Origin of the sequence: Klebsiella sp. 54, assembly GCF_018223875.1 — a bacterium.
In the GTDB taxonomy this organism is placed as follows: Bacteria; Pseudomonadota; Gammaproteobacteria; order Enterobacterales; family Enterobacteriaceae; genus Klebsiella; species Klebsiella quasipneumoniae.
Map to the genome: position 1 here is coordinate 98,096 of NZ_JAGRRA010000004.1, position 25,456 is coordinate 123,551.

Below are 25,456 nucleotides of genomic sequence, written 5' to 3' on the forward strand. Positions count from 1 at the left end.
GAACCTGATGCAGTACATACAACAACCGCAGGCGATTGAGGCGAAAAGCTTCGACATCATCAGCGAGATCATCGCCGAAACGCGACCGGACTACCGTTTCGCCAGCCCGCTGCACGAGGCGATTATCAAGCGGGTGATCCACACCACCGCTGACTTCGAGTGGCTGGATATTCTGTGGTTTTCTCCGGATGCCCTGATCGCTCTGAGCGAGGCGCTGAGCCGGCCCTGCACCCTGTATACCGATACCACCATGGCGCTGTCCGGGATCAACAAAACCCTGTTAGCCCGCTTTGGCGGCGAATGCCGCTGCTATATCAGCGACCCGCGGGTGGTGCGCGAGGCGCAAAGCCGGGGGATGACCCGCTCGATGGCGGCGGTGGATATTGCGGTGCAGGAGCCCGGGGAGAAAGTGTTTGTCTTTGGCAATGCGCCAACTGCGTTGTTTCGCCTGCTGGAACACCGCGAAACGGCTATCGGCGGCGTGGTGGGGGTGCCGGTCGGGTTCGTCGGCGCCGCGGAGTCGAAAGCGGCGCTCAGCGAGAGCGGCCTGCCGGCTATCGCTGCGCTCGGCCGCAAAGGGGGAAGCAACGTGGCGGCAGCAATTGTGAACGCCCTGCTGTACCACCTGCGGGAGGCGCGATGAGCGAGCAATCCTTCGACGCCCCGGTGTGGCACAACGGCAAAGCGCTGCGCAAAGGCTACACCACCGGCTCGTGCGCGACGGCGGCGGCTAAGGTGGCGGCGCTGATGGTGATGCGCCAGCACCTCATTCATCAGGTCTCCATTGTCACCCCTTCCGGCGTCACGCTGTGTCTTAACGTCGAGTCGCCGCACGTCGAAGGGCAGCAGGCGATCGCCGCCATCCGTAAAGACGGCGGCGACGACGTTGACGCCACCCACGGGATGCTGATTTTCGCCCGCGTGACGCTCGACGACTCCGGCGAGATAACCCTGCGCGGCGGCGAAGGTATCGGCACAGTCACCCGCAAAGGGATCGGCCTGCCCATCGGCAGCCCGGCGATTAACCGCACCCCGCGCCACACCATCGAGTCGGCGGTGCGCGAGGCGATTGGCCCGTCGCGCGGGGCGACGGTAGAGATTTTCGCCCCGGAGGGCGAGGTGCGGGCGCAAAAAACCTATAACGCGCGGCTGGGGATCCTCGGCGGGATTTCGATTATCGGCACCACCGGGATCGTCACCCCGATGTCGGAAGAGAGCTGGAAGCGCTCGCTCTCCCTCGAGCTGGAGATCAAACGCGCCGCCGGACTGGAGCGCGTGGTGCTGGTGCCGGGGAACCACGGCGAGCGCTTCGTACGTGAGCAGATGGGCATCGACTCGCAGGTGGTGGTCACCATGAGCAACTTCGTCGGCTACATGATTGAAGAGGCCGTGCGCCTCGGGTTCCGTCAGATTGTGCTGATTGGCCATCCCGGCAAGTTGATTAAAGTCGCCGCCGGGATCTTCCATACCCACAGCCATATCGCCGATGCGCGCATGGAAACGCTGGTCGCGCATCTGGCGCTGCAGGGGGCACCGCTGGCGCTGCTGCAGCTGGTGAGCGAATGCGATACCACCGAAGCGGCGATGGAGCACATCGACGCGTACGGTTTTCAGCCTATCTATAACCATCTTGCTGAACGCATCTGTCTGCGGGTGATGCAGATGCTGCGCTTTACCAAAGCGCCGCCCGTCTGCGACGCCATCATGTTCTCCTTTGATAACAAGGTCCTCGGCAGCAATCGGCCGATCGCCGAGATTGCGCGGGAGATGTCATGTTAACGGTGGTCGGCATGGGGCCGTCAGGCCTGCATCTGATGACGCCGGCGGCGCAAGATGCGGTCGCCAGCGCGGATGCGCTGGTAGGCGGTAAGCGGCATTTAGAGCAGTTCCCCGGATTTCGCGGCGAACGGTTTGCGCTGGGCGCCAATATTGCCGAACTGCTGGTCTGGCTCGGCGAACGCGCAGCGCAGAAGGTGGTGGTGCTGGCCTCAGGCGACCCGCTCTTTTACGGCATCGGCACGCGGCTGATCGCCCACTTTGGCATCGAGCGCGTGCGCATTATCCCCGGCATCAGCGCGGTGCAGTATCTCTGCGCGAAGGCCGGTATCGATATGAACGATATCTGGCTGACCAGCAGCCACGGACGGGACGTCTGTTTTGATGAGCTGGCGCGCCAGCGCAAGGTGGCGATGGTGACCGACGGGCGCTGCGGGCCGCGGGAAATCGCCGCCCAGCTGGCGGCGCGGGGTAAAGGGTATCGCTGGATGGTGATTGGCGAAAATCTGGCGATGGATAACGAGCGGATCCACTGGCTACCGGTCAGTGAGGTCGACGGTGAATATGAGATGAACGCGGTGGTGATCCTCGATGAAAGATGAGCTTTTTCTGCGCGGCGAGAAGGTGCCGATGACCAAAGAGGCGGTTCGCGCGCTGGCGCTGGCCAAACTTGAGCTACACCGGGCAAGCCACCTGATTGATATCGGCGCCGGTACCGGCAGCGTGTCGATTGAGGCGGCGCTGCAGTATCCCTCTTTGCAGGTAACCGCCATCGAACGCAACCCCGCGGCTCTCCGGCTGCTGGACGAAAACCGCCAGCATTTCGCCTGCGGCAATATTGAGATCCTGCCCGGCGAAGCGCCGATGGTGATGACCGAACGCGCCGACGCCATTTTTATGGGCGGCAGCGGCGGCCGCCTCGACGAGCTCATTGACTGGTCGTGGCAGCAGCTCTATCCCGGTGGCCGTCTGGTGATGACTTTTATCCTGCAGGAGAACCTGAATGCGGCTCTCGACTATCTGCAGCAGCGGGGGATTACACAGATTGATTGCCTGCAGCTGAACGTCTCATCGCTGACCACGCTGGGCAGCGGCCACTACTTCAAACCCCATAATCCCGTTTTTGTCATCGCCTGTCAGAAGGAAGGAAACCATGGCTGAGACTTTTGATCCCCATTGCGTGTGGTTCGTCGGCGCCGGTCCTGGCGATCGCGAACTGATTACTCTCAAAGGCTACCGTCTGCTGCAGCAGGCGCAGGTGGTGATCTACGCCGGGTCGCTGATCAACACCGAGCTGCTGGCCTACTGTCCGCCACAGGCGGAGTGTCACGACAGCGCCGCGCTGCATCTGGAGCAGATCCTCGATCTGATGGAAGCGGGCGTGAAGGCGGGAAAAACGGTGGTGCGCCTGCAGACGGGGGACGTCTCGCTGTACGGCTCGGTGCGCGAGCAGGGCGAAGAGCTGACCCGCCGCGGGATCCGCTGGCAGGTGGTGCCGGGCGTCAGCGCCTTCCTCGGGGCGGCGGCGGAGCTGGGGGTGGAATATACGGTGCCCGAGGTATCGCAAAGTCTGATTATTACCCGTCTGGAAGGGCGCACGCCGGTTCCTGCGCGCGAACAGCTGGAGGCCTTTGCCAGCCACCAGACCTCGATGGCGATTTACCTGTCAGTGCAGCGTATTCACCGGGTGGCGGAGCGGCTGGTGGAGGGCGGCTACCCGGCGACCACCCCGGTCGCGGTGATCTATAAGGCCACCTGGCCGGAAAGCCAGACCGTCCGCGGAACCCTTGCGGACATCGGCGATAAGGTACGCGACGCCGGGATCCGCAAAACGGCGCTGATCCTCGTCGGTCCCTTCCTCGGCGATGAGTATCACTACTCCAAACTGTACGCAGCGGATTTTAGCCATGAATACCGTAAAGCCTGAATCCATTGCCCTGTTTTGCCTGACGCCCGGCGGCGTGCGGCTGGCAAAAAGGCTGGCGGCCATGCTGCCGCTCACCTGCTACACCAGCGAGGCGCTGCAGGAGGAGGGGTTTATCCCCTTTAACGGCGGCTTTGCCAGCGCTGCCCGCGAGGCGTTCAGCAGCTTTTCGGCGCTGATTTTTATCGGCGCCACCGGGATTGCCGTGCGGGTGCTGGCGCCGCTGGTGAATGACAAGCTCAGCGACCCGGCGGTGGTGGTGATTGATGAGCGCGCCCGGCACGTCATCAGCCTGATCTCCGGCCATGCCGGGGGGGCCAATGCCCTGACCCGCTATCTCGCCGGGATGCTCGGCGCCGACCCGGTGATCACCACCGCAACCGACGTCAACGAGTTGGCCGCCCTCGACACACTGGCTGTTGAGCTGAACGCCCGGATGACCGATTTTCGCGCGACGGTGAAAACCGTTAATCAGATGCTGGTGAGCGGTAAGCGGGTGGGACTGTGGTGCGACGCTGAATTTACCGAGGCGCTAAGCCGCTGCGACCAGCGCGGCTTTATTCCGGTGAGGAACCTTACGCGCTTGCCGTCGCTCGACGCGCTGATCTGCATCACCCTGCGCCGGTCGCTGCCGCCGCTGCCGATACCTCACTGGAAGCTGGTGCCCCAGCGGGTGGTGGCGGGGATCGGCTGCCGGCGCGACACCCCCTGCGCGCTGCTCAGTACGCTGCTGGAGCGCCAGCTTGCTGCCCAGCGCCTTGACCCACTGGCGTTGAAAGCGATCGGCAGCGTGAGCCTGAAGGCAAACGAGCCGGGGCTCCGCCAGCTGGCTCATCGCTGCCGGGTGCCGTTCGAAACCTTCAGCGCCGAGGCGCTGCGCGAGCACGAGCACCGCTTTCCGGCCTCGTCTTTTGTCCGGGAGATGGTCGGCGTCGGCAGCGTCTCCGGCCCGGTGGCCTGGCTGCTGAGTCAGGGAAACCTGTCCGGCGAAACCCTGCGCGAGCAGGGCGTCACTATTACTTTGGGAGTTTCACACTGATGTTAAGCGTAATCGGAATTGGCCCTGGCTCGCAGGCGATGATGACCATGGAAGCCGTGGAGGCCCTGCAGGCGGCGGAGATTGTGGTGGGCTACAAGACCTACACCCACCTGGTAAAAGCCTTTACCGGTGACAAGCAGGTGATCAAAACCGGCATGTGCAAAGAGATTGAACGCTGCCAGGCGGCCATCGAGCTGGCGCAGGCCGGGCACAACGTTGCGCTGATCAGCAGCGGCGACGCCGGCATCTACGGCATGGCGGGGTTGGTGCTGGAGCTGGTTAATAAGCAGCAGCTGGACATTGAGGTCCGCCTGATCCCGGGGATGACGGCCAGTATCGCCGCCGCCTCGCTGCTCGGCGCGCCGCTGATGCATGATTTCTGCCATATCAGCCTCAGCGATCTGCTGACGCCGTGGTCGGTGATTGAAAAACGCATTGTCGCCGCCGGGGAAGCGGACTTCGTTATCTGTTTTTACAACCCCCGCAGCCGCGGCCGCGAAGGGCATCTGGCGCGCGCCTTTGCGCTGCTGGCGGCCAGCAAAAGCGCGGATACGCCGGTTGGCGTGGTCAAATCCGCCGGGCGTAAAAAGCAGGAGAAATGGCTGACCACCCTCGGGGAGATGGATTTCGCCCCGGTGGATATGACCAGCCTGGTGATCGTCGGCAACAAAGCGACATACATCGATAAAGGTCTGATGATTACCCCGCGAGGCTACGCGCTGTGAACCACGGCGACGTGCTGGTTATCGGAGGCACCAGCGATGCGCGGGCGATCTGCCAGCAGCTGGACGCCGCCGGCGTGCGCTACACCCTGTCGGTGGCGACGCTCACCGGTCAGCAGCTGGCGGGGGATATTCGCGGCCAGGTGCGCTGCGGGCGCATGGAGTGGCAGCAGATGGCGGAGTGGCTGAAGGCGCAACGCACCCGCTGGGTAATCGACGCCTCTCACCCCTACGCCGAGGTGGTCAGCGAGAATATTGTACGCGCCTGCGCCAGCGTCGGAGTCTTGCTCAGCCGCTATCAAAGGCCGGAGCAGCTGAGCGATCTGCGCCATCCGCTTCTTCACGTCGTCGGCGATCTGAACGAGGCCTGCGCGGTAGCCCATCGCCTCGGCGAGCGGATCCTGCTGACCACCGGCAGCAAAGATCTGGCGGCCTGGCGGGCGGGGCTGGCGGATAAAACGCTGCTTGCCCGGGTGCTGCCGGTGCCGGAGGTAGTTCAGCACTGCAGCGAACTGGGATTTGGCGTGGGGGAGATCTTTGCCCTCTGCGGGCCGTTCAGCGCTGAATTTAACGCCGCCTTTTATCGCCAGTGCCGGGCCGACGTCGTGGTGACGAAAGCCTCTGGGGCGGAAGGGGGCTATCAGGAAAAAGTACAACCCTGTCTCGATGCGGGGATCCCCTGCATCGTCATTACCCGTCCGGCGCCGCTGGTGACGGGCGATGAATTACTGCAAAGCCAGGCCGATTTCGCTGCGCGGCTGACGCGCTGGCTGTCGGCGACTTGAGGAACAGGATATGAAAAAAGCACTTCTGGTGGTGAGCTTTGGCACCAGCTATCACGACACCCGCGAGAAGAACATCGCTGCCTGCGAGCGCGATCTGGCCGCCAGCTGCCCGGACCGCACGCTGTTTCGCGCCTTCACCTCGGGGATGATTATTCGCAAACTGCAGCAGCGCGATGGCATCCATATCGATACCCCGCTGCAGGCCCTGCAAAAGCTGGCCGAGCAGGGGTACCAGGATGTGGCGATCCAGTCCCTGCACATTATCAACGGCGACGAGTACGAGAAGATCGTTCGCGAAGTGCAGAGCATGCGCCCGCGCTTTCAGCGTCTGACGCTGGGCGCGCCGCTGTTGAGCGGTCATGGCGATTACGTGCAGCTAATGCAGGCCCTGCGCCAGCAGATGCCGCCGCTGGCGGCGACGGAGCGAGTGGTATTTATGGGGCATGGCGCCAGCCACCACGCCTTCGCGGCCTACGCCTGTCTGGATCATATGATGGCTGTGCAGGGTTTTCCGGCGCGGGTGGGGGCGGTGGAAAGCTATCCCGAAGTGGACATCGTGATTAACGAACTCGCTCGCCAGGGCGTGACCGGCGTGCACCTGATGCCGCTGATGCTGGTGGCCGGCGATCACGCCATTAACGATATGGCCTCGGACGAAGAGGACTCCTGGAAAACGCTGTTCAATGCCGCCGGTATCACGGCCACGCCGTGGCTGAGCGGGTTAGGGGAAAATCCGGCGGTGCGGGCGATGTTCGTCGCCCATCTGCAGCAGGCGCTGAATAACGCGATGGAGAAAGCAGCATGAGCGGCAAACTGTACGCCCTGAGCACCGGGCCGGGGGCGGCCGATCTGATCACTGTGCGTGCGGCGCGGATCCTCGGCCAGCTGGATGTGCTGTATGCGCCAGCCGGTCGCAAAGGCGGCGACAGCCTGGCCCTCTCCATCGTGCGCGAGTACCTTGGCGCACACACGGAGGTCCGCTGCTGCCATTTTCCGATGAGCGCCGACAGCGCGGAAAAAGAGGCGGTGTGGAACGATGTCGCCGCGGCGCTGGCCCAGGAAGTGGCGGCGGGCAGGCAGGTCGGATTTATCACCCTCGGCGATGCCATGCTGTTCAGCACCTGGGTCTTTCTGCTGCAGCGGATTGGCTGCCCGGACTGGCTGGAGATTGTCCCTGGCGTTACCTCCTTCGCCGCCATTGCTGCGCGGGCGAAAACCCCGCTGGCCATGGAGCAGCAGTCGCTGGCGGTGATCTCCTGCACCGCGCCGGAAGCGGACATTGCCGCGGCGCTGCGCCAGCATGACAGTTTGGTTCTGATGAAAGTCTACGGCCGCTTCGCCCGCATTAAGGCGCTGCTGGCGCAGGCGGGGCTGCTGGATGCGGCGCTGATGATGTCAGAGGCCACCCTGCCGGGTGAGCAGTGCTGGCGCAGCCTGCGCGAGGTCAGCGATGACCAGCCGCTGCCCTATTTCTCGACCATCCTGGTTAACAAACAGTGGGAGGAGGCGTAATGAATCAGGTGCAATCGCTGAAGCAGCTTTCGTATGGGGGGCTGGCGGCTGCTGTTCTGCTGATCATCGTCCCACAGGAGGCGTTCGCCATGCATATCATGGAGGGCTTTTTGCCGCCGATGTGGGCGCTGGCGTGGTGGCTGCTGTTTTTACCCTGCCTGTGGTACGGCCTGGTGCGCCTGCGGCGTATCGTCCAGGAAGAGAGCAATCAGAAGGTGCTGCTGGCTCTCTGCGGGGCGTTTATTTTTGTTCTTTCGGCGCTGAAGATCCCATCGGTGACCGGCAGCTGCTCGCATCCCACCGGCGTTGGTCTGGCGGTGATCCTCTTCGGGCCGGGCGTAGTGGCGGTGCTGGGGGCGATCGTTCTACTGTTCCAGGCGCTGCTGCTGGCGCATGGCGGCCTGACCACCCTTGGCGCCAACGGGATGTCGATGGCGGTGATCGGTCCGATGGTCGGCTATCTGGTGTGGAAGCTGGCCTGTCGGGCGGGGATCCGTCGCGATGTCGGGGTCTTTCTCTGCGCCATGCTGGCGGATCTGATGACCTACTTTGTCACCTCCGTCCAGCTCGGGGTGGCCTTTCCCGATCCGGCAACCGGAGCAGGTGGATCGATCGCCAAGTTTATGGGCATCTTCTGCCTGACGCAGATCCCGATCGCCATCGCGGAAGGGTTGCTCACCGTGATGATCTACGATCAGCTAACCAAACGGCGACTGATCGCCGCGGAGGGACATTAATATGAAAAAGACCCTGATCCTGTTGGCGATGGTGGTCGCCCTGATGATCCTGCCATTTTTTATTAACCACGGCGGCGAGTTTGGCGGCTCGGACGGCGAAGCGGAGAGCCAGATCCAGGCGGTGGCGCCGGATTATCAACCCTGGTTCCAGCCGCTATATGAACCGGCGAGCGGCGAGATTGAGAGCCTGCTGTTTACCCTGCAGGGCTCGCTGGGCGCGGCGGTGATTTTTTACATTCTCGGATATGCGAGGGGCAGACAGCGCCGTGATGACCGGGTTTGACCGACTCAGCTACCAGAGCCGCTGGCTGCAGGTGGCGCCAGAGCGGAAGTTTCTGCTCTGGCTGCTGCTGATGGCGCTGGCCTTTACGCTTCCGGCATGGGGCCAGGCGCTGACGCTGGCGCTAACCGCCGCGCTGACCTGCTGGCTGCTACGGGTCTCATTCAAGCGCTGGTGCCACTGGATGGCGCTGCCCTTTGGCTTTTTGCTGGTCGGCGTGCTGACCATTCTGTTCAGCGTCAGCCGCGACCCGCAGATGCTGTTAGCGAGCTTTCGGCTGGGCGCTTTCTCGATAGGGATTTCCGCCCAGGGGCTGGCCGTGGCCGGGGAGACTTTCTGGCGCAGCCTGGCGGCGATGGCGGCGACGCTCTGGCTGGTGCTCAATCTGCCTTTCCCGCAGTTGATTATTTTACTCAAGCGCGGTCGTGTACCGCGGCTGCTGACGGAGCAGATCCTGCTGACCTGGCGCTTCATTTTTATTCTGTTGGACGAGGCGATGGCGATTCACCGCGCGCAAACCCTGCGTTTTGGCTATGGTAGCGTGCCGCAGGGCTATCGCTCGCTGGCGATGCTGGTGGGACTGCTGTTCACCCGCGTCCTCCTGCGCTATCAACAGATGAGCACGGCGCTGGATATCAAATTGTACCAGGGTGATTTTCACCTCTAAGGATAAGTATGCTTGCCACAACCGATCTCTGGTTTCGCTATCAGGATGAGCCGGTGCTTAAAGGGCTGACGCTGGATTTTTCCCGCCATGCGGTGACCGGCCTGGTGGGGGCCAACGGCTGCGGAAAGTCGACGCTGTTTATGAACCTGAGCGGCCTGCTGCGCCCGCAGCAGGGGGCGGTGCTGTGGCAGGGAGAGGCGCTGGATTACAGCAAGCGCGGTCTGCTGGCGCTGCGCCAGCAGGTGGCGACGGTGTTTCAGGATCCGGACCAGCAAATCTTCTATACCGATATCGACAGCGATATCGCTTTTAGTCTGCGTAACCTCGGGGTGGCGGAAGAGGAGATCGCCCGCCGGGTGGATGAGGCGCTGACCCTCGTCGATGCCCAGGGGTTTCGCCAGCAGCCGATCCAGTGCCTCAGTCATGGGCAGAAAAAACGGGTGGCGATCGCCGGGGCGCTGGTGCTGCAGGCGCGCTACCTGCTGCTTGACGAGCCCACCGCGGGCCTCGATCCCCGCGGGCGCGCGCAGATGATCGCCATCATCCGGCGCATTGTCGGGCAGGGGCGGCGCGTAGTGATCTCCAGCCACGATATCGATCTGATCTATGAGGTGAGCGACGCCGTTTACGTTCTGCGGCACGGCGAAGTGCTGGCCGAAGGGGAGCCCGGCGAGGTGTTTGCCTGCGCGGAGACCATGGCCCGGGCGGGATTGACCCAGCCGTGGCTGGTGAAACTTCATAGCGAACTGGGGCTGCCGCTGTGTAAAACCGAAGCGGAGTTTTTTCAGCGGATGCGCAACGATGCGATAGGCGCGATTAAGGAGGCGTCATGACGCTGGCGATTATGTTACAGGGCACCGCTTCCGACGTCGGGAAAAGCGTGCTGGTGGCGGGACTGTGCCGCATTTTTTATCAGGATGGACTGCGCACCGCGCCGTTTAAATCACAGAATATGGCGCTGAACTCCGGCATTACGCCGGATGGCAAAGAGATGGGCCGGGCGCAGATTTTCCAGGCCGAAGCAGCCGGGATCGCCCCGGATGTCCGCATGAATCCGATTTTGCTCAAGCCCACCAGCGACCGTCAGGCGCAGGTGGTGCTGATGGGGGAGGTGGCGACCAGCATGGACGCGGTGAGCTATCACCAGTACAAGCCACGCCTGCGCGAGCAGATCCTCGCGGTCTACCAGAGCCTGGCCGGGGAGTATGAGGCGCTGGTGCTGGAAGGGGCCGGCAGCCCGGCGGAAATTAACCTGCGCGACCGCGATATCGTCAATATGGGCATGGCCGAAATGGCGCAGTGCCCGGTGATCCTGGTGGCCGACATCGACCGCGGCGGGGTATTTGCCGCGATTTACGGCACGCTGGCGCTGCTGCAGCCCGAGGAGCGAGCGCGGGTGAAAGGCGTGATTATCAATAAATTCCGCGGCGATGTGGCGCTCCTGCGCTCGGGGATCGAGCAGATCGAGGCGTTGACCGGCGTGCCGGTGCTGGGCGTTATGCCGTGGCTTGAAGTTGACCTTGAGGATGAGGACGGCGTCGCGCTGCAGGCCGGGAAATACCACCGCACCGACCGGCGCGATATCGACATCGCCGTCGTTCACCTGCCGCATATCGCCAATTTTACCGACTTTAACGCCCTGGCGGCGCAGCCTGACGTCCGGGTGCGCTATGTCCGCGACCCGCAGGCGCTGGCCGACGCCGACCTGGTCATTCTCCCGGGCAGTAAAAATACCCTCGGCGATCTGTGCTGGCTGCGTGAAAGCGGCATGGCGCACGCGGTCGAGCAGGCCCGGCTGCGCAAGGTGCCGCTGCTGGGGATCTGCGGCGGCTATCAGATGCTCGGCGAAACCATTATCGATGAGGTGGAGTCTGGCCTTGGCACCCAGCCCGGACTGGGGGTGCTGAAGACCGTGACCCACTTCGCCCAGCGCAAAACCACCACTCAGGTGCAGGCGACCCTGGAGGCTAACCTCCCGGACTGGTTAGCCGACGCGGCGGGGCTGCGGGTCAGTGGCTACGAAATTCATATGGGCGAGACGCGCCGTGAGGCAGGCTGCGCGCCGCTGCTGCAGCTGCATAAAGCGGGACAGTCAGTGGCAGACGGCGCGGTCAGCGACGACGGCCTGGCGTTTGGCACCTATCTGCACGGCCTGTTCGACAACGATGCCTTTACCCGCGCGCTGCTCAACGGCCTGCGTCAGCGCAAAGGGCTGGCGCCGCTGGACAGCGCCCTGGAGTATGCCCGCTATAAAACCCGCCAGTTTGACCTGCTGGCCGATGCCATGCGCGAACATATCGCCATCGATCAAATTTACGCCATCATGCGCCAACATCAGGAGCCCCTATGCTGACTTTGGTTACCGGCGGCGCGCGCAGCGGCAAAAGCCGCCATGCCGAGGCGCTGATTGCCGATGCGCCGCAGGTTTTATATATCGCCACCTCGCAAATATTTGACGACGAGATGGCCGCAAGGATCCAGCATCATCGCGACGGCAGGCCCGCCCACTGGCGCACCGCCGAGCGCTGGCAGCAGCTTGATGAACTGATCACCCCGGATAGCGCCCCAGAGGAGGCGATTTTGCTGGAATGCATTACCACCATGGTCACCAACCTGCTGTTCGCGCTCGGCGGCGACAGCGACCCCGACGGCTGGGATTACGCCGCCATGGAGCGGGCTATTGATGACGAAATTGGCGTGCTGATTGCCGCCTGTCAGCGCTGCCCGGCGCACGTCGTGCTGGTGACCAACGAGGTGGGGATGGGCATTGTGCCGGAGAACCGCCTGGCGCGGCATTTTCGTGATATCGCCGGGCGGGTCAATCAGCGCCTGGCGGCCGCGGCGGATGCGGTCTGGCTGGTGGTCTCCGGCATCGGCGTCAAAATCAAATAACTCAATCGCTGGCCGACCGGGCCAGCCCTGGCAGGGATTCTGTATGCAAAGCGTAAACGAGGTACTGCGGGCGATCCCCGCGCCGGACGCCGACGCCATGGCGCGGGCACAGCAACACATCGACGGCTTACTCAAACCCCCCGGCAGCCTCGGGCGTCTGGAGGCGCTGGCGGTGCAGCTGGCGGGAATGCCCGGCCTGGGCGGCCAGCCGCAGGTGGCGAAAAAGGCCCTGCTGGTGATGTGCGCCGACCATGGGGTGTGGGACGAAGGGGTGGCGATTTCGCCGAAGGCGGTCACGGCCATCCAGGCCGCCAATATGACCCGCGGCACCACCGGCGTCTGCGTGCTCGCCGCCCAGGCCGGGGCGCAAGTGCACGTGATTGATGTCGGGATCGATAGCGAACCGCTGCCCGGCGTGGTGAATATGCGGGTGGCGCGGGGCTGCGGCAATATTGCCCGCGGCCCGGCCATGAGCCGCGAGCAGGGGCAGGAGCTGCTGCTGGAGGTGATGCGCTACACCCGCGCGCTGGCGCAGGAGGGCGTGACTCTGTTTGGCGTCGGCGAACTGGGGATGGCCAATACCACGCCGGCGGCGGCGATGGTCAGCGTCCTGACCGGCAGCGATGCGCAGGAGGTGGTCGGGATTGGCGCCAATTTGCCGCTGGCGAAGGTTGGCAACAAGGTGGAGGTCGTGCGGCGGGCTATCGCCCTTAATCAGCCCGACCCGAAGGATGGCCTCGACGTGCTGAGCAAAGTCGGTGGATTTGATCTGCTGGGGATGACCGGCGTCATGCTGGGGGCGGCGTCCTGCGGGCTGCCGGTGGTGCTGGATGGCTTTCTCTCTTACGCGGCGGCGCTGGCGGCGTGCCGGATAGCGCCGGCGGTAAAACCGTATCTGATCCCGTCCCACTATTCGGCGGAGAAGGGGGCGCGTATCGCGCTGGCGCACCTCGGACTCGAACCGTATCTCAATATGGGTATGCGGCTGGGGGAAGGCAGCGGCGCGGCGCTGGCGATGCCGATCGTCGAGGCGGCCTGTGCGATGTACCATCGCATGGGCATGCTGGCGGCCAGCAATATTGTGTTACCTAAGGGGTAAGCAGGAGATGGGGGCGGCAATGGCCGTTCCCGTTTTCGGCAGAGGTTTTGCCGGCGGCAGAAACAAAAAAACACCCTTGAGGGTGTTTATGATGTTGGTTGCGGGGGCCGGATTTGAACCGACGACCTTCGGGTTATGAGCCCGACGAGCTACCAGGCTGCTCCACCCCGCGTCACCGTACTGCTTCACGTTGTCAAATTTGATTGGTTGCGGGGGCCGGATTTGAACCGACGACCTTCGGGTTATGAGCCCGACGAGCTACCAGGCTGCTCCACCCCGCGTCACCGTACTGCTTTACTTCATCAAATTTTAATTGGTTGCGGGGGCCGGATTTGAACCGACGACCTTCGGGTTATGAGCCCGACGAGCTACCAGGCTGCTCCACCCCGCGTCCGTGGAAGCGCACTATACTCCGCTAGCGAGATGATGCAACCTTTTTTCGACCAAATCGACATTTTTGTAAGAATTGGCTTATAAAACGTCACGTTGTGGTGTTTTTTTACACAAATCTGTGCCATCGATGAGATCGCGCATTTCAATAGCTCTGGCGCTTTGTTATCTTCAACACGCACTAAGGCTTCGCAGCAAAAGATGAGACACCATGAAAGGACGTTGGGCAAAATACGTAGCGACGGGGGCAATGCTGGCTATGCTCGCCGCCTGTTCCTCAAAACCGACCGACCGCGGTCAGCAATATAGCGATGGCAAGTTCACCCAGCCGTTTTCACTGGTAAACCAGCCGGATGCCGTCGGGGCGCCGATCAACGCCGGCGACTTCTCCGAGCAGGTTAATCAAATTCGTAACGCCTCTCCGCGCCTCTATAACAGCCAGAGCAACGTCTATAACGCGCTGCAGGAGTGGCTGCGCGCCGGCGGCGACACCCGCACGCTGCGCCAGTTTGGCATCGACGCCTGGCAGATGCAGGGCGTCGACAACTATGGCAACGTCCAGTTTACCGGCTACTACACGCCGGTGGTGCAGGCGCGCCACACCCGTCAGGGCGAATTCCAGTACCCCATTTACCGGATGCCGCCGAAGCGCGGCAAGCTGCCGTCCCGCGCCAGCATTTATGCCGGCGCGCTGAGCGACAACTATGTGCTGGCGTACAGCAATTCGCTGATGGATAACTTCATCATGGACGTGCAGGGCAGCGGCTATATCGATTTTGGCGACGGTTCGCCGCTCAACTTCTTTAGCTATGCCGGGAAAAACGGCTGGCCCTATCGCAGCATCGGCAAAGTGCTGATCGACCGCGGGGAAGTGAAGAAAGAAGATATGTCGATGCAGGCGATCCGCGAGTGGGGTGAAAAGCACAGCGAAGCGGAAGTGCGCGAGCTGCTGGAGCAGAACCCGTCGTTCGTGTTCTTTAAACCACAGTCTTTCGCGCCGGTGAAAGGCGCCAGCGCCGTGCCGCTGATCGGCCGCGCCTCGGTGGCCTCCGACCGGTCGATTATTCCGCCGGGAACCACCTTGCTGGCCGAGGTACCTCTGCTGGATAATAACGGCAAGTTTAACGGCCAGTACGAACTGCGTCTGATGGTCGCCCTCGACGTTGGTGGGGCCATCAAAGGCCAGCATTTCGACATCTATCAGGGCATTGGGCCTGACGCTGGCCACCGTGCCGGCTGGTATAACCACTACGGCCGCGTATGGGTGCTGAAAAACGCGCCAGGCGCGGGAAATGTTTTTAGCGGCTAACACCCCTGGCCGTGCCTGTTGACCAGGGCGCCCGGATGACGCCGTTTGCGGCGGCCTCCGGGCGCTGTCATTTTGTTCTGAGGTCCTATGTCTGTTGTAATCAGCGATGCCTGGCGCCAGCGTTTTGGCGGTACGGCACGTTTATATGGTGAAAAAGCGCTGCAATGTTTTGCCGACGCCCACGTCTGCGTGGTCGGGATCGGCGGGGTCGGCTCGTGGGCGGCGGAAGCGCTGGCGCGGACCGGCATCGGGGCGATCACCCTTATCGATATGGACGATGTCTGCGTTACCAATACCAACCGCCAGATCCACGCCCTCAGCGGCAACGTCGGTCTGGCGAAAGCGGAGGTGATGGCGGAACGTATTCGCCTGATCAACCCGGAGTGTCGGGTGACGGTGGTGGATGATTTCGTAACCCCGGAAAACGTGGCCGAATACCTTGGCGCCGGCTTCAGCTATGTCATCGATGCCATCGATAGCGTCCGGCCAAAAGCGGCGCTTATCGCCTGGTGCCGCCGCTACAAAGTGCCGCTGGTCACCACCGGCGGGGCGGGCGGCCAGATTGACCCAACGCAGATCCAGGTCGCTGACCTGGCGAAGACCATCCAGGATCCGCTGGCGGCTAAACTGCGCGAGCGGCTGAAAAGCCAGTTTGGGGTGGTGAAAAACAGTAAAGGCAAGCTCGGCGTGGACTGCGTATTCTCTACGGAAGCGCTGGTCTACCCGCAGGCGGACGGCAGTGTCTGCGCGATGAAGAGCACGGCGGAAGGACCGAAGCGGATGGACTGCGCTGCCGGCTTTGGTGCGGCGACGATGGTGACCGCGACCTTCGGGTTTGTCGCGGTGTCGCATGCCCTGAAGAAGATGCTGGCGAAAGCGCAGCGCGACGCTGCGGCTTCCGGGAAGTAGTTCGGCGGGTAAGCGAAAGCTTGAGATTAGCGCTCGCGGGCGGCGGCGAGCACCGCCTCGCTCAGGGCGCTGAGGCCCTGGCTGCGCGAGGCGCTGAGCTGGCCGCGCAGCCCCAGCTCGTCGAACAGCGCCAGCGGATCCTGCGCCAGGATCCCGGCGCGGGTTTTTCCTTCCACGGCAGTTAAAAGTACCGCCAGCAGACCGCGCACAATCCTTCCTTCGCTGTCGCCAAAGAAGTGCAGCCTGCCCTCGGCGTCCTCCTCATAGCCCAGCCAGACGCGGTTCTCACACCCGGCAATCTCATGGGCCTGCGCTTTGCGCTCATCGGTCAGCGTCGGCAGCTTTTTGCCCAATAAAATCAGCTGCCGATATTTATCCTCCCACTGGTTCAGCGGGGCGAAGGTCTGGCGCAGCGTGGCGTCGGTAATGGTCGTGCCGAAGGGGTGCAGGGTCGTCATTAATCCACCAAAATTTCCAGGGCGCGATCCACCGCGTGGACCAGCGCTGCAACATCGTCTTGGGTATTGTAGGGGGCGAAAGAGGCCCGCAGCGTGCCGCTGACTCCTAAAGCCGCCAGCAGCGGCTGGGCGCAGTGCTGCCCGGCGCGCAGGGCAATGCCGGACTCGGCCAGCAGCGTCACCAGATCGCTGTGATGAATACCGTCGAACTCAAAGGCGAGCAGGCTTGACTGCTGGCAGCGGAAAGAGCGGAAGCCCGGCCGTTTCGCCAGCGCCTCTTCCGCCAGGCTCGCCAGGCTGCGGCTCCAGTTTTCCGCCTGGCCGATATCGCTCTGTGCCAGCCACTCCAGCGCGGCGCTGAGGCCGATAACCCCGGCGACATTGGGCGTACCGGCCTCAAGGCCATAGGGCGCCGGCTGTGGCGTAAAGCCGTCAAAGCTGACCTCGGCGATCATCTTCCCGCCGCCGAGCCAGGGCGACATCGCCGCCAGCAGTTCGCTTTTGCCGTACAGGGCGCCGATCCCGGTCGGGCCATACAGCTTATGGCCGGAAAAGGCGTAAAAATCGATATCCAGCGCCTGCACGTCCGCGGGGAAATGCACCGCCCCCTGCGCGCCGTCGACCATCACCACCATCCCGGCGGCGTGAGCAAGGCGGATGGCCTGAGCCAGGTCCGGGCAGCCGCCGGTGACGTTGGACATCTGGCCGATGGCCAGCACCCGGCTGCGCGGGGTGATGAGCGCGCTGAGGCTGGCGATATCCGGCAGACGGTCGGCGCCGAGCGGCAGCTTGACCACTCTGGCGCCGGTTTGCCCGGCCACCATCAGCCAGGGCACGAGGTTGGCATGATGCTCGGCTTCGCTAACGAGAATTTCATCGCCAGGCTGCAGGCGCGGCCGGACGTAGCTCTGCGCCACCATATTGATGGCCTCGGTGGTCCCCCGCGTCCAGACGATATCTTTGCCGGAGGGGGCGTTCAGCCACGCCGCCACGCGCTCGCGGGCCGCCTCATAGCGCTCGGTCAGCCGCTGGGCGGCGGCGAATTGACTGCGGTGGACGTTGCCGGCGCTCAGGCGATAAAACTGGTCGCTGGCGTCGATCACCGCCTGCGGTTTGAGCGCCGTCGCCGCGCTGTCGAGATAGACGCCGGCATCGGCCAGAGCCGGAAACTGCGCGCGAAAGTGCGCAGGGTTGAATGCGTTCATGGAATTCCTCGTATCAATACCGCGATCGTCGCGCAATTTGTCGGGCGTGACAAGGCCTCTGCGCTCTGTGGAATTGTCCGAATGTGACTCCACGTGGGTCAAAGAGGGTTATGCTGAAAAGTGTTGGGTTTGTGTTTTAACCTATTACTTAACGAGTCACGAATAGTATAAATAGCCGTAAGGAGAGAAAAATGAAAATGACTAAGGCCGCTGCGATTATCTCTGCCTGTATGCTGACTTTAGGCCTGAGCGCCTGTTCCTCTAACTATGTGATGCATACCAATGATGGGCGGACCATCGTTACCGACGGGAAACCGCAAACCGATAATGATACTGGCATGATTTCGTATAAGGACGCGTGGGGCAACAAACAGCAGATCAATCGCTCTGACGTGAAACAGCTGGGTGAGCTGGACGAGTAAGGCAGTAAAAAGGCAAAAAAAAGCACCGCGCGTTGCGGTGCTACATTAAATCACTATGGACAGACAGGGTAAATGTACAGGAAGTGAAAAGGGGTAGCCTTGCTACCGGGGTCTGCAAAGACAGACCAATTGCAAACACAACAACACAACATCACAACCGTAAGCCAAAAGCTTGATGGAACACGCATTCCAAAAAAAGCTTTTCGTTCCGGCTCAGGAAGTGCCGCCACTATAGGTATTTGCTGGTAGAACCTCAACGGACAATTTATAATGGCTCAGATAAAAAAAACTAATAGGTTAACCATTGTTTCCTATTTGTTAAATTGAGTTAACATCTAAGCCAGAATAACCATGTCGAAGCGATTACCTCCTCTGAATGCATTACGTGTTTTTGATGCAGCCGCACGCCATCTCAGCTTCACTCGGGCAGCCGATGAGCTTTTTGTGACGCAGGCCGCAGTCAGCCACCAAATCAAGTCTCTCGAGGATTTTCTGGGCCTTAAGCTGTTCCGTCGGCGCAATCGTTCGCTGCTGTTAACGGAAGAAGGGCAGAGCTATTTTCAGGATATTAAAGAGATTTTTTCGCAACTGACGGAAGCGACGCGTAAACTGCAGGCGCGCAGCGCCAAAGGGGCATTAACGGTCAGTTTATTGCCAAGTTTCGCCATCCAGTGGCTGGTGCCGAGACTGACAAGCTTTAACTCAGCTTATCCGGGAATCGACGTCAGGATCCAGGCGGTGGACCGTCAGGAGGATAAGCTGGCGGACGATGTCGATGTGGCGATTTTTTACGGTCGCGGCAACTGGCCGGGCCTGCGTGTGGAAAAACTGTACGCCGAATATCTGCTGCCGGTCTGTTCCCCGCTGCTGCTCACCGGCGATAAAGCATTGAAAACGCCTGCCGATCTGGCGCAACATACGCTGCTTCACGATGCGTCCCGCCGCGACTGGCAAACTTATACCCGCCAGCTTGGTCTAAGCCATATTAATGTGCAGCAGGGGCCGATTTTCAGCCACAGCGCGATGGTGCTGCAGGCGGCCATTCACGGGCAGGGCGTGGCGCTGGCCAACAATGTCATGGCGCAGTCCGAAATTGAAGCCGGTCGCCTGGTGTGTCCATTTAATGATGTTCTGGTCAGTAAGAATGCGTTTTACCTTGTTTGCCATGACAGTCAGGCAGAACTGGGTAAAATAGCCGCTTTCCGGCAGTGGATTCTGGCGAAAGCGGCAAGTGAACAAGAAAAATTCCGCTTTCGTTATGAACAATAATTACTTGTAGGGTAACAACATGACCAGCCGTTTTATGCTGATATTCGCCGCGATTAGCGGCTTTATCTTTGTGGCTCTGGGTGCCTTCGGCGCGCATGTCTTAAGTCAATCGCTCGGCGCGGCGGAGATGGCCTGGATCCATACCGGCCTGGAGTATCAGGCCTTCCATACCCTGGCGATTTTTGGTCTGGCGGTGGCGATGCAGCGTCGGATCAGTATCTGGTTCTACTGGAGCAGCGTTTTTCTGGCGTTAGGGACCGTGCTGTTCAGCGGCAGCCTCTACTGCCTGGCGCTCTCTCATTTACGCCTGTGGGCGTTCGTGACCCCGGTGGGCGGCGTGAGCTTCCTCGCCGGCTGGGTGTTAATGTTAATTGGTGCAATTCGTCTGAAACGTAAGGGCGTTGTTCATGAATAAGGTTGTCCTCTATTGTCGCCCTGGGTTTGAGAAAGAGTGCGCAGCAGAAATTACCGATAAGGCAGCCCGCCTCGAGGTGTTTGGTTTTGCCCGGGTCAAAGAAGACTCTGGCTATGTGATTTTTGAAGGCTATCAGCAGGATGATGGCGAGAAGCTGGTGCGCGATCTGCCGTTCAGCTCGCTGATCTTCGCCCGCCAGATGTTTGTGGTGGGCGAACTGCTGCGCGACCTGCCGCCGGAGGATCGCATTACGCCGATCGTCGGCATGCTGCAGGGCGTGGTGGAGAAGGGCGGCGATCTGCGCGTCGAGGTGGCGGACACCAACGAAAGCAAAGAGCTGATGAAGTTCTGCCGCAAGTTTACCGTGCCGCTGCGCGCGGCGCTGCGCGAAGCGGGCGTCCTGACCAGCTATGAAACGCCGAAGCGTCCGGTGGTGCATGTGTTCTTTATCGCCCCGGGCTGCTGCTATACCGGCTACTCGTACAGTAACAATAACTCGCCGTTCTATATGGGCATTCCGCGGCTGAAGTTTCCGTCCGACGCGCCGAGCCGCTCCACCCTCAAGCTGGAAGAGGCGTTCCACGTTTTTATTCCGGCGGACGAGTGGGACGAGCGCCTGGCGAACGGCATGTATGCCGTCGACCTCGGCGCCTGCCCGGGCGGCTGGACCTATCAGCTGGTGAAACGCAACATGTGGGTCTCTTCGGTCGATAACGGCCCGATGGCCCAGAGCCTGATGGATACCGGCCAGGTGACCTGGCTGCGTGAAGACGGTTTCCGCTATCGTCCTAACCGCAATAACATCTCGTGGATGGTCTGCGATATGGTGGAAAAGCCAGCGAAAGTGGCGGCGCTGATGGCGCAGTGGCTGGTCAACGGCTGGTGCCGGGAGACCATCTTCAACCTCAAGCTGCCGATGAAAAAGCGCTATGAAGAGGTGTCGCAGAATCTGGCCTACATTCAGGCCCAGTTGGACGAGCACGGCGTTAACGCCCAGATCCAGGCGCGTCAGCTGTATCACGATCGTGAAGAGGTGACCGTTCACGTGCGTCGCCTGTGGGCCGCCGTTGGCGGACGTCGCGACGAGCGTTAATCACTCACCATGAGGCCAGAGACGCGCATGTCCTCTGGCCTTCGCCGCATGCTTAAGGCTGCGGCGCATCCGACACAATATGCGTCACCTCATCCAGATGACCAATCCTCGCTTCGCCGGAGCGGTTGAACTTGCTTTTGTCGATCAGCAGCAGCGACTGCGCCGCCCGCTTAAGCAGGATCGATTTGAAGTCGGCATTGAAGGCATTGGAGTCCCACAGCGCGCCCTGCGGGTCGATGCCTTCGCAGGAAAAAATAAACAGATCGATCTCCAGCGATTTCAGCTGGGAAATCAGCGCCGGGTTAACGTAGCAGCCATATTTCCGCTGCAGAGTACCGCCGGAGCAGGTGAGCATGATCTGGTCGCGTTTAGCCAGCTCCTGACAGATGGGCTGGCTGTTGGTAAAGACGTGCAGCGGGCGGTCCGGCAGCTGGCGGGCGAGATACCAGCAGGTGGAGCTGGCATCGAGGGCGATGACCATCCCTTCGTCAATCCAGGCCAGCGCTTCGCGGGCGATATCGGCTTTATGCGCGTAATGGCTTTTCAGCCGCATGTGAAAAGGGTCGCCGCTGTCCTGGCTGCGCTGGTGGATCACTTTAGCCCGGCCGTGGTTGCGCAGCACTTTGCCCTGCGCCTGCAGCTCGCTGAGATCGCGGCGAATGGTTTCCCTGCTGACGTTGAGCTGTTTTGACAACGTTTCGGTGGTCAGGCTGCTGTGGTTGATCAGGAGATCGACGATCGCCTGCTGGCGGGCCGCTTTCATTTATTCTCACCCCATCATTGATTGAGCGTCTGCATCAGGCAGACGCTCCGGCATGAGATTACGGCGTGACTCCTTTTTTTAAAAGGATATTTCCGTACTTAGCGCACTCTCCTGTGATAACGATCGCAAAGGCTTTTTGCGCCCGGTCGTAGAAGGCAAAGCGGTCAATCCGCACGATATCCGGGCAGGGGGCCTGCGCCGAAAGCGCCTGCCGATAGCGCTGTTCCACCGTCGGGTCGAGCGCATCGCCTTCGACGGCGGCCATCATCACCAGCGGCGGCGCATAGCTGTCTAACTCGAACAACGGGATAATCGCCTGCAGCAGATCGCTGACCCGCAGGCCGTCGGCCCGAATCACCTGCGGACCCATGCTGTGCGCCGGGAAGTGGGCATCGGAAAAAATAATTTCATCCCCATGGCCCATTTCGGCCAGCACTTTCAGCAGTTCCGGCGATATCAGCGGGGAAATGGTTTTGAGCATCTCAGGCTTCCTCTGTTAATTCAGGTTCAGTTTGCGGCCAAAAATAGCGGTAGCGGTACGCGACCTGCGCTCTGGCCTGTTCTGGCGAAGAGAACTCGCCCACGCCATACCAGCCAAACATCGCCGCGCCGGCCACGGTGGTTTCGGCATCGTCGAGGACTTTTATCGGTATCCCGAGTCGGTTGGCCTTGATCTGGTTCCATAGCGCGTTGCGGCTGCCGCCGCCCACCAGCAGCAGCTCTTTCGCCCTGAAGCCGCCGATTTTTTCCAGGGTTTGCAGATGCTGCGCCAGCTGATCGCTTAACCCCTCCAGCGCGGCGCGGTAAAAATGGCCGCGGGTGGTGTTGAGCGTGACGCCCTGCCAGCCGGCGTGCTGGCTGGCGAGCAGGTCACACTGCATTCTGACGCCCTGGGCACCGGGCGGGATCGCCTGCGCTTCGTCAATCAGCGTCTGCCATGAGGTGTCAGCGCTATACAGCAGTTTGCGCACCCACTCGAGCACGCCGGAGGCCAGCCACTGCATCCCCGGGTTATAGCGGCCCGGCTGGCTGTCCAGCTCGCAGGTGGAGCCGCTGTAGTCACAGAGCAGCGAGGTGTCGACCTGCGCGCTGCGCACCATCAGGATCTCCCAGGTCCCGGAGGAGAGCACCGGCTCATCCTGCCCGGCGCCGGCGCCAAACAGAGCGAACTGGGTGTCATGCCCGGCCGAGATAACCGGGATCCCGACGGGAAGGCCCAGCAGCGCAGCGGCCTCCGGCAGCAGGGCGCCGATCGGCTGGCCTGCTTCAACCAGCTGCGGGAACAGGCGGCGCGGCAGGCCGGTCGCCTGCAGGATCGGCGCGCTGAAATCGCGCTGCCGGAGATCGAGCATCTGGCTGGTGCCTGCCATGGTGAGGTCGGTGGTGAACTCCCCGGTCAGCCGATGGTTGATCAGTGATGAAATAAACAGCCAGGCATGGGCCTGCGCCAGCAGCTGCGGGTGGTTCTCTTTCAGCCACACCAGCTTATACAGGGTATTGAACGCAAACGCGCCGACGCCGGCTATCTGCTGCAGCTGACGCGCGGGCATATACTGGCTGATATTCTCCATCACCGCCGCGGTGCGCGGGCATTTCCAGCTGATGATCGGATACAGCAGGGCGCCCTGCTCATCCACCAGCGCGCCATCGACGCCAAAGGTCGTGACGGTGATGCCGCGCACCGTGCAGGAGGCCAGCTGGTCATGGATCTGCCGACAGCAGTCGGCAAAGCGCTGCATAATGGCCTCCAGCGACCACTGGTGCCAGTCGCTTTTTTCCGCCGCGATGTCGCTGGCGTTCGCCGTTGCGGCGCGGGCGATAATGTTCCCTTGTCGATCCACGGCCATCGCCCGCACGTTCGTGGCGCCGCAGTCGAGGACCAGGATTACGTCTTGCTTCATAGTGACTCCCGAAACAACATTGCCGGATGGCGCAGCGCTTATCCGGCCTACAGACCGCGCGCGTCTGTAGGCCAGGTAAGCCTGCGCCTCCGGGCGAAACCAACCTGTTAACGCTTATACAGCGGCTCGTAGTTCTGGCAGGCGCGGTAGTCCTGGCCCTCGATATCCATGCCGTGCGCGGCCCAGGCGGAAGGGCGATAGATTTTCGCCGCTTCCACGTTGTGCATGCAGACCGGAATGCGCAGCATGGCGGCGAGGGTAATGAAATCTGCGCCAACGTGGCCGATGGTCAGCACGCCGTGGTTGGCGCCCCAGTTGGCCATCACCGAGTACACATCGCTGAACGGGCCCTTGCCGGTCAGGCGTGGGGCAAACCAGGTGGTGGGCCAGGTGGAGTTGGTGCGGGCGTCGAGCTGGTCGTGCATCGCTTTGGGCAGCGCTACGCTCCAGCCTTCGGCAATTTGCAGCACCGGCCCCAGACCTTTGATGATGTTCACCCGGGTCATGGTGAACGGCACGCCGCCTTCGGTCAGGAAGCGGGAAGAGAAGCCGCCGCCGCGGAAGTATTCGTGGATCGCCGGGCACCATTCGGTCGCCGCGAGGCAGGCATCCGCCTCGCTCTGCTCAATCTCCCAGTGGGGTTTCATCGTCGGATTGCCCTGCGCGTCGCGCTGCTGGCAGGAGCCGTCCAGCGCCGCAGAGCCGGAGTTAATCAGGTGAATGATGCCGTGCTCCGCCCGCCCGGTGAGCGGCTGCCCGGTGACCCGTTCAACGGCATCCGGCGACCAGTAGGTGCGTACGTCGGCAAACACCTGGGCGGTGCCGGTGAGCTGATGGCCCATCAGCATGGCCACGCCGTTGAGGCTGTCGTTTTCGGTGGCGACGACGAACGGCTCGCGCACGCCGTTCCAGTCAAAGGAGCTATTGAGCAGCGCTTCGGCGGTATCGCCATTGGGGTATTGATCGGTCCAGTGACGCTGGCCCTGGAAGCCGGCGGCGATGGCGTTGTAGCCCAGCGACTCCTCCACCAGCCCTTTTTCCGCCAGCTTCGCGTTGCCCTGCATCATGTCGCGGATGCACATCGCCATCAGCAGGCTCTCTTTCAGCACCGCGCGGCTCTGCGCCTCATTGCGCTTATACTGCTCGGCGTTCTGATCTTCGCCGTAGCGGAAATGTTTATCCGCCCACGCCAGCGCCATCTCCAGCTCGATTTCATCATAGATTTTCTGATCGATTCGCCGGCGCAGCTCCGTCATGTCGACAGCCTGAACCTTCATCCCGAGCCAGGATTCAAAGAAGTTGTGGTCGACGATGGAGCCGGCGATGCCCATTGAGACGCCGCCCAGCGACAGATAACTTTTCCCTTTCATACTGGCGACCGCCAGGCCAGCGCGAGCGAAGCGCAACAATTTTTCTTCGACATCCGCCGGGATCGAGGTGTCATCGGCATCCTGCACATCATGCCCGTAGATGGAGAACGCCGGGATCCCTTTCTGGCTGTGGGCCGCCAGCGCCGCGGCCAGATAGACCGCTCCCGGACGCTCGGTGCCGTTGAAGCCCCAGATGGCCTTCGGGCGCAGCGGATCCATATCGATGGTTTCGCTGCCGTAGCACCAGCAGGGGGTGACGGTGATGGTGACGCCAACGTTCTGGCTGCTGAATTTCTCTTCACAGGCGGCCGACTCGGCCATGCCGGCGATGCAGGTATCGGCGATCACGCACTCCACCCGGGCGCCGCAGGCATGGCGCAGCTTCTCACTGATAAGCGCGGCGGTGGCTTTCGCCATGTTCATGGTTTGCGCTTCCAGCGATTCGCGAACCCCCATGCGACGACCATCGATTACCGGGCGGATACCGATCTTCGGTAAGCTGATTTTTTTCATTACAGA

At 61.9% G+C, this 25,456-nt stretch carries 29 protein-coding genes and 3 tRNA genes; 23 read left to right on the forward strand and 9 right to left on the reverse strand.

Going from position 1 to position 25,456, the window contains the following annotated elements:
- Positions 1–7: 7 nt before the first annotated feature.
- Genes KHQ24_RS11940 through cobT form a run of 17 tightly spaced genes read left to right on the forward strand, consistent with a single transcriptional unit; the run spans position 8 to position 13,433 of the window.
- Positions 8–643, forward strand: coding sequence for a cobalt-precorrin-8 methylmutase (locus KHQ24_RS11940; protein WP_069602797.1), 636 nt, complete (start codon positions 8–10; stop codon positions 641–643).
- Entirely contained in the window at positions 640–1,779 is a 1,140-nt protein-coding gene (gene cbiD, locus KHQ24_RS11945; protein ID WP_080841389.1) for a cobalt-precorrin-5B (C(1))-methyltransferase CbiD, read from the forward strand. Before KHQ24_RS11940 ends, cbiD begins: the two co-directional genes overlap by 4 nt.
- Positions 1,773–2,378 carry a cobalt-precorrin-7 (C(5))-methyltransferase gene (locus KHQ24_RS11950; protein ID WP_043520809.1) on the forward strand — a complete coding sequence of 202 codons (606 nt, stop codon included), beginning with the start codon at positions 1,773–1,775 and terminating at the stop codon, positions 2,376–2,378. The genes cbiD and KHQ24_RS11950 overlap by 7 nt, the downstream gene beginning before the upstream one ends.
- Positions 2,368–2,937 (forward strand): decarboxylating cobalt-precorrin-6B (C(15))-methyltransferase, encoded by a 570-nt coding sequence (locus tag KHQ24_RS11955; protein WP_023319048.1) that lies wholly within the window; start codon positions 2,368–2,370, stop codon positions 2,935–2,937. Before KHQ24_RS11950 ends, KHQ24_RS11955 begins: the two co-directional genes overlap by 11 nt.
- The gene (locus tag KHQ24_RS11960) at positions 2,930–3,703 is read left to right on the forward strand and encodes a cobalt-precorrin-4 methyltransferase (RefSeq protein ID WP_004149602.1); all 774 of its coding nucleotides are present in this window, start codon (positions 2,930–2,932) and stop codon (positions 3,701–3,703) included. The genes KHQ24_RS11955 and KHQ24_RS11960 overlap by 8 nt, the downstream gene beginning before the upstream one ends.
- On the forward strand, positions 3,684–4,739 hold the full coding sequence (gene cbiG, locus KHQ24_RS11965; RefSeq protein ID WP_148390263.1) for a cobalt-precorrin 5A hydrolase: 1,056 nt from the start codon (positions 3,684–3,686) through the stop codon (positions 4,737–4,739). Before KHQ24_RS11960 ends, cbiG begins: the two co-directional genes overlap by 20 nt.
- Positions 4,739–5,464 carry a precorrin-3B C(17)-methyltransferase gene (locus KHQ24_RS11970; RefSeq protein WP_205426325.1) on the forward strand — a complete coding sequence of 242 codons (726 nt, stop codon included), beginning with the start codon at positions 4,739–4,741 and terminating at the stop codon, positions 5,462–5,464. Before cbiG ends, KHQ24_RS11970 begins: the two co-directional genes overlap by 1 nt.
- Positions 5,461–6,246: a cobalt-precorrin-6A reductase gene (locus KHQ24_RS11975; protein WP_205426324.1), complete on the forward strand. Its 786-nt coding sequence runs from the start codon at positions 5,461–5,463 to the stop codon at positions 6,244–6,246. Before KHQ24_RS11970 ends, KHQ24_RS11975 begins: the two co-directional genes overlap by 4 nt.
- A 10-nt stretch (positions 6,247–6,256) precedes the next feature.
- On the forward strand, positions 6,257–7,051 hold the full coding sequence (cbiK, locus tag KHQ24_RS11980) for a sirohydrochlorin cobaltochelatase (RefSeq protein ID WP_017899205.1): 795 nt from the start codon (positions 6,257–6,259) through the stop codon (positions 7,049–7,051).
- A complete protein-coding gene (locus tag KHQ24_RS11985; RefSeq protein WP_060656701.1) occupies positions 7,048–7,758 on the forward strand; it encodes a cobalt-factor II C(20)-methyltransferase in 711 nt (236 codons plus the stop codon). The genes cbiK and KHQ24_RS11985 overlap by 4 nt, the downstream gene beginning before the upstream one ends.
- A complete protein-coding gene (gene cbiM, locus KHQ24_RS11990; protein ID WP_004205506.1) occupies positions 7,758–8,495 on the forward strand; it encodes a cobalt ECF transporter S component CbiM in 738 nt (245 codons plus the stop codon). Before KHQ24_RS11985 ends, cbiM begins: the two co-directional genes overlap by 1 nt.
- A gap of 1 nt (position 8,496) precedes the next feature.
- Positions 8,497–8,778 (forward strand): energy-coupling factor ABC transporter substrate-binding protein, encoded by a 282-nt coding sequence (locus KHQ24_RS11995; protein WP_004205507.1) that lies wholly within the window; start codon positions 8,497–8,499, stop codon positions 8,776–8,778.
- On the forward strand, positions 8,765–9,442 hold the full coding sequence (locus KHQ24_RS12000) for an energy-coupling factor ABC transporter transmembrane protein (protein ID WP_211774430.1): 678 nt from the start codon (positions 8,765–8,767) through the stop codon (positions 9,440–9,442). The genes KHQ24_RS11995 and KHQ24_RS12000 overlap by 14 nt, the downstream gene beginning before the upstream one ends.
- A gap of 8 nt (positions 9,443–9,450) precedes the next feature.
- Entirely contained in the window at positions 9,451–10,275 is an 825-nt protein-coding gene (locus KHQ24_RS12005) for an energy-coupling factor ABC transporter ATP-binding protein (RefSeq protein ID WP_049092080.1), read from the forward strand.
- Positions 10,272–11,795, forward strand: coding sequence for a cobyric acid synthase (locus KHQ24_RS12010; RefSeq protein WP_049092079.1), 1,524 nt, complete (start codon positions 10,272–10,274; stop codon positions 11,793–11,795). Before KHQ24_RS12005 ends, KHQ24_RS12010 begins: the two co-directional genes overlap by 4 nt.
- Positions 11,789–12,334 carry a bifunctional adenosylcobinamide kinase/adenosylcobinamide-phosphate guanylyltransferase gene (cobU, locus tag KHQ24_RS12015; RefSeq protein WP_064150807.1) on the forward strand — a complete coding sequence of 182 codons (546 nt, stop codon included), beginning with the start codon at positions 11,789–11,791 and terminating at the stop codon, positions 12,332–12,334. The genes KHQ24_RS12010 and cobU overlap by 7 nt, the downstream gene beginning before the upstream one ends.
- A gap of 43 nt (positions 12,335–12,377) precedes the next feature.
- Positions 12,378–13,433 carry a nicotinate-nucleotide--dimethylbenzimidazole phosphoribosyltransferase gene (gene cobT / locus KHQ24_RS12020; RefSeq protein WP_023319039.1) on the forward strand — a complete coding sequence of 352 codons (1,056 nt, stop codon included), beginning with the start codon at positions 12,378–12,380 and terminating at the stop codon, positions 13,431–13,433.
- A 95-nt stretch (positions 13,434–13,528) separates the two neighbouring features.
- Here the strand turns inward: cobT and KHQ24_RS12025 are convergent.
- The 3 genes from KHQ24_RS12025 to KHQ24_RS12035 form a co-directional block, all read right to left on the reverse strand.
- A tRNA-Met gene (locus KHQ24_RS12025) sits at positions 13,529–13,605 on the reverse strand.
- Between the two features lie 32 nt (positions 13,606–13,637).
- Positions 13,638–13,714 (reverse strand) — tRNA-Met (locus tag KHQ24_RS12030).
- A gap of 33 nt (positions 13,715–13,747) precedes the next feature.
- Positions 13,748–13,824: transfer RNA gene (locus tag KHQ24_RS12035), tRNA-Met, on the reverse strand.
- Between the two features lie 210 nt (positions 13,825–14,034).
- On the opposite strand from KHQ24_RS12035, the gene mltA reads away from it, so the two are divergent.
- Positions 14,035–15,132, forward strand: a complete 1,098-nt coding sequence (gene mltA, locus KHQ24_RS12040) for a murein transglycosylase A (RefSeq protein WP_002915579.1) — start codon at positions 14,035–14,037, stop codon at positions 15,130–15,132.
- 87 nt (positions 15,133–15,219) lie between these two features.
- Entirely contained in the window at positions 15,220–16,041 is an 822-nt protein-coding gene (tcdA, locus tag KHQ24_RS12045; RefSeq protein WP_004205514.1) for a tRNA cyclic N6-threonylcarbamoyladenosine(37) synthase TcdA, read from the forward strand.
- A gap of 26 nt (positions 16,042–16,067) precedes the next feature.
- Here the strand turns inward: tcdA and csdE are convergent, their stop codons facing one another.
- Together csdE and csdA are read right to left on the reverse strand one after the other, a co-directional pair.
- Positions 16,068–16,499 (reverse strand): cysteine desulfurase sulfur acceptor subunit CsdE, encoded by a 432-nt coding sequence (gene csdE, locus KHQ24_RS12050; RefSeq protein ID WP_043520790.1) that lies wholly within the window; start codon positions 16,497–16,499, stop codon positions 16,068–16,070.
- The gene (gene csdA / locus KHQ24_RS12055) at positions 16,499–17,704 is read right to left on the reverse strand and encodes a cysteine desulfurase CsdA (RefSeq protein ID WP_004205516.1); all 1,206 of its coding nucleotides are present in this window, start codon (positions 17,702–17,704) and stop codon (positions 16,499–16,501) included. The genes csdE and csdA overlap by 1 nt, the downstream gene beginning before the upstream one ends.
- 197 nt (positions 17,705–17,901) lie before the next feature.
- Here csdA and KHQ24_RS12060 point away from each other — a divergent pair, with 197 nt between their 5' ends.
- The 4 genes from KHQ24_RS12060 (at position 17,902) to rlmM (ending at position 20,903) form a co-directional block, all read left to right on the forward strand.
- A complete protein-coding gene (locus tag KHQ24_RS12060; RefSeq protein WP_002915549.1) occupies positions 17,902–18,126 on the forward strand; it encodes a YgdI/YgdR family lipoprotein in 225 nt (74 codons plus the stop codon).
- Positions 18,127–18,477: 351 nt separating this feature from the next.
- Positions 18,478–19,395, forward strand: coding sequence for a glycine cleavage system transcriptional regulator GcvA (gene gcvA / locus KHQ24_RS12065; RefSeq protein WP_002915545.1), 918 nt, complete (start codon positions 18,478–18,480; stop codon positions 19,393–19,395).
- A 19-nt stretch (positions 19,396–19,414) separates the two neighbouring features.
- A complete protein-coding gene (locus tag KHQ24_RS12070; RefSeq protein WP_002915543.1) occupies positions 19,415–19,810 on the forward strand; it encodes a DUF423 domain-containing protein in 396 nt (131 codons plus the stop codon).
- Positions 19,803–20,903 carry a 23S rRNA (cytidine(2498)-2'-O)-methyltransferase RlmM gene (gene rlmM / locus KHQ24_RS12075; protein WP_004205518.1) on the forward strand — a complete coding sequence of 367 codons (1,101 nt, stop codon included), beginning with the start codon at positions 19,803–19,805 and terminating at the stop codon, positions 20,901–20,903. Before KHQ24_RS12070 ends, rlmM begins: the two co-directional genes overlap by 8 nt.
- A gap of 52 nt (positions 20,904–20,955) precedes the next feature.
- Here rlmM and fucR read toward each other — a convergent pair whose 3' ends face one another.
- The 4 genes from fucR to fucI form a co-directional block, all read right to left on the reverse strand.
- Positions 20,956–21,666 (reverse strand): L-fucose operon activator, encoded by a 711-nt coding sequence (gene fucR / locus KHQ24_RS12080; RefSeq protein WP_004205519.1) that lies wholly within the window; start codon positions 21,664–21,666, stop codon positions 20,956–20,958.
- Positions 21,667–21,724: 58 nt separating this feature from the next.
- The gene (gene fucU, locus KHQ24_RS12085) at positions 21,725–22,147 is read right to left on the reverse strand and encodes an L-fucose mutarotase (RefSeq protein WP_017899197.1); all 423 of its coding nucleotides are present in this window, start codon (positions 22,145–22,147) and stop codon (positions 21,725–21,727) included.
- Position 22,148: 1 nt separating this feature from the next.
- Positions 22,149–23,567 carry an L-fuculokinase gene (gene fucK / locus KHQ24_RS12090; protein WP_064795105.1) on the reverse strand — a complete coding sequence of 473 codons (1,419 nt, stop codon included), beginning with the start codon at positions 23,565–23,567 and terminating at the stop codon, positions 22,149–22,151.
- A gap of 107 nt (positions 23,568–23,674) precedes the next feature.
- Complete coding sequence (fucI, locus tag KHQ24_RS12095; protein WP_211777296.1) at positions 23,675–25,450, reverse strand: L-fucose isomerase; 1,776 nt, start codon at positions 25,448–25,450, stop codon at positions 23,675–23,677.
- Positions 25,451–25,456: the final 6 nt, after the last annotated feature.